The organism is Gordonibacter pamelaeae 7-10-1-b (assembly GCF_000210055.1).
Classification (GTDB): domain Bacteria; phylum Actinomycetota; class Coriobacteriia; order Coriobacteriales; family Eggerthellaceae; genus Gordonibacter; species Gordonibacter pamelaeae.
In genome coordinates this window covers 3,409,173-3,411,391 of record NC_021021.1, presented here as the reverse complement: position 1 = coordinate 3,411,391, position 2,219 = coordinate 3,409,173, and the positions used below count along the sequence as shown (strand labels likewise).

General features: G+C 62.7%; 1 protein-coding gene. It reads right to left on the bottom strand.

Features of this window, described 5'->3' with window-relative positions; genetic code table 11:
• Positions 1–4: 4 nt before the first annotated feature.
• The gene (locus GPA_RS15680; RefSeq protein ID WP_015540468.1) at positions 5–1,735 is read right to left on the bottom strand and encodes an MFS transporter; all 1,731 of its coding nucleotides are present in this window, start codon (positions 1,733–1,735) and stop codon (positions 5–7) included.
• Positions 1,736–2,219 lie beyond the last annotated feature (484 nt).

The window sequence follows — 2,219 nt, the reverse complement described above, 5'->3', positions numbered from 1 at the left end:
GGGCTTACGCCTTCGTCGACGCCTCGTCGCCCAAGGAGCCGAGCGAAGCCCGGGCAGCCTTGTTCTTCGCCGACTGGATGCCGCCGAAGATGAAGAAGTACAGGAACGGGAGGAGCAGGCCGATGGCCATGAGCGGCAGCGCGTAGGGCTGCTTCGACCAGTTCGGCACGATGAGCGGGCAGGCGATGCAGAGGATGGCAAGGACGGCCACGATCACCAACATGACGATGAAGCGCATGTTGCCGTCCTTCTCGGAATTGCCCATCCTCTCCTCTTCGGCCGCGAGCTGGTCCATGGACTTGCCGGCGGTTTCCTTCACGAACATGACCGTGCAGATGAAGCCCAGGGCGAACGGGACGATGAGCACGAGCACGACCATCGACCAGTTGGTGGCGCCAGTGGCGGTCTGGAACAGCGCCATGCCGGCGATGCCGCCGAGCACGATGGAGGAGGCGGAGCCGCCGAAGCGGGCGAACGCCTGGCACCAGGACGTGCCGGTGTTGCGGATAGCCGTGGGATAGCTCTCGGGCATGAGGGGCTGGACGGCCGTGATGGCGTAGTTCAGCGCGAAGCCGAAGAGCAGCATGAGGGCGATGCACAGGCCCATGTTGTTCGGGGCCACGAAGATGGAGCACAGGATGATGGCCACGATGCAGAACAGCCAGGCACCGGCGAGGTTGCGCTTGCGGCCGATCTTGTCGGACACGAAGCCCACCGCGATGTTGGAGGCGATGGCCGCCACGTTGTTCCAGGTCTGGAGCGCGACGGAGTCAGCCTGCGAGTAGCCCAGGCCCACGAACCACGTGGGGATCCAGGCGTTCATGCCGTACACGCAGAACTGGCCGACGAAGTAGGCGGACCAGATGGCGCAGGTCGCCACGATGAACTTGCTCGAGAACAGAACCGACGGGCCGGTCTTGGCGGGCTTCGGCGGAACGATCAGCAGAGCGGGGTCGTACTCGTGGGACGTGTGGCGCGTGGCCTGCTCGATCTGGGTGAGGCGCTTGCAGGCCATCTCCTTGTTGCCGGAGTTGGCGTACCAGTGCGGGGTCTCGTGCATCGTGAAGATGAGGATGATGCCGTAGATCAGCGGGATGCCGCCGATCAGGTAGCACAGGCGCCAGTTGGCGTACATGGTGGCGGTGCCGCCATCGGCCAGGGCGTAGGTGACCTGGTTGGTGAAGTCGCCGAGCAGCGGTGTGGCCGCGTTGCAGATCGGGTTGGCGATGAGGCCGGCCAGAACCCAGCCGACGACCATGAACGCCATGCCGAACGTGACGAAGACGCCACGCTGCTTGGAGGGCATGCTCTCGGAGAACACCGTGGTGACCACCGGGATGCAGGAGCCCACGCCAAAGCCGGCGATCAGGCGGAACGCGGCGAAGAACGCCAGGTCGTTCGCGAACGCCTGCGGCAGCGTGAACAGGCCGTAGAACATGACGGCAGCGATCAGCGTCTTCTTACGGCCGATCTTGTCGGACATGATGCCGCCGACGGCGCCGCCGAGCACCATGCCCAGCAGGCCCCACGTGGTCAGCGAGCCCATGAGCGCGCCCGGGTTCGCGTTGTCGGGCCAGAACGTATGGGCCACGAACATGTTGGTCGAATTGACGATCATGAAGTCGTAGCCGTCGAAGATCATGGCAAAGGCCAGCAGCACGAACACGACCCACGTGTGCTTGCTGATGCCGATGGAGTCGATGACTTCTGAGATCGTGAACTCTTTTTTATCCATCAGTCCCTCCTTTTGAGGTAACTCGTATGATAAGAAGCCGGATCGTCCGTCCGTCGCGCAACGCGACGTGCGGCGCCCCAGCGCTTACGCTTCCCCTTCGCGCAGTGGCAAGACTGGAACCGCAACGCACCTTCAGGAAATTACGGACGCTTCAGTATTGCATGAATAACTGATGCTTCCGTAGTTTCGACCACCGTCCCTCAACGATGATCGCCACCTGCCTTCAAGGCCGTGCCGCCCTCCAGAAGAAACGACTGCGCCCATCCCCCTTCCACGATTCTCTTTCCCGATCGCGTTATTTCCTTTTGCGCAAGAGACCGAAACGGCCGAAAGCATGCAAAAGAAATATCCAAGACGAAGGGTACGAAACGCGGGTCGGGCGGTCATCCTCTCGCAGGTACGCTTTACCGACGGGGCATCGACCCCTGGGATCGATTTATCGAAGGCGCCTTTTCCGGCATTCGCCCCCGGCAACGGGGCCCGG

Bases quoted from the DNA above. Each gene is read 5' to 3' on its own strand.
- GPA_RS15680 (WP_015540468.1), bottom strand. From the start codon at position 1,735: ATGGATAAAAAAGAGTTCACGATCTCAGAAGTCATCGACTCCATCGGC.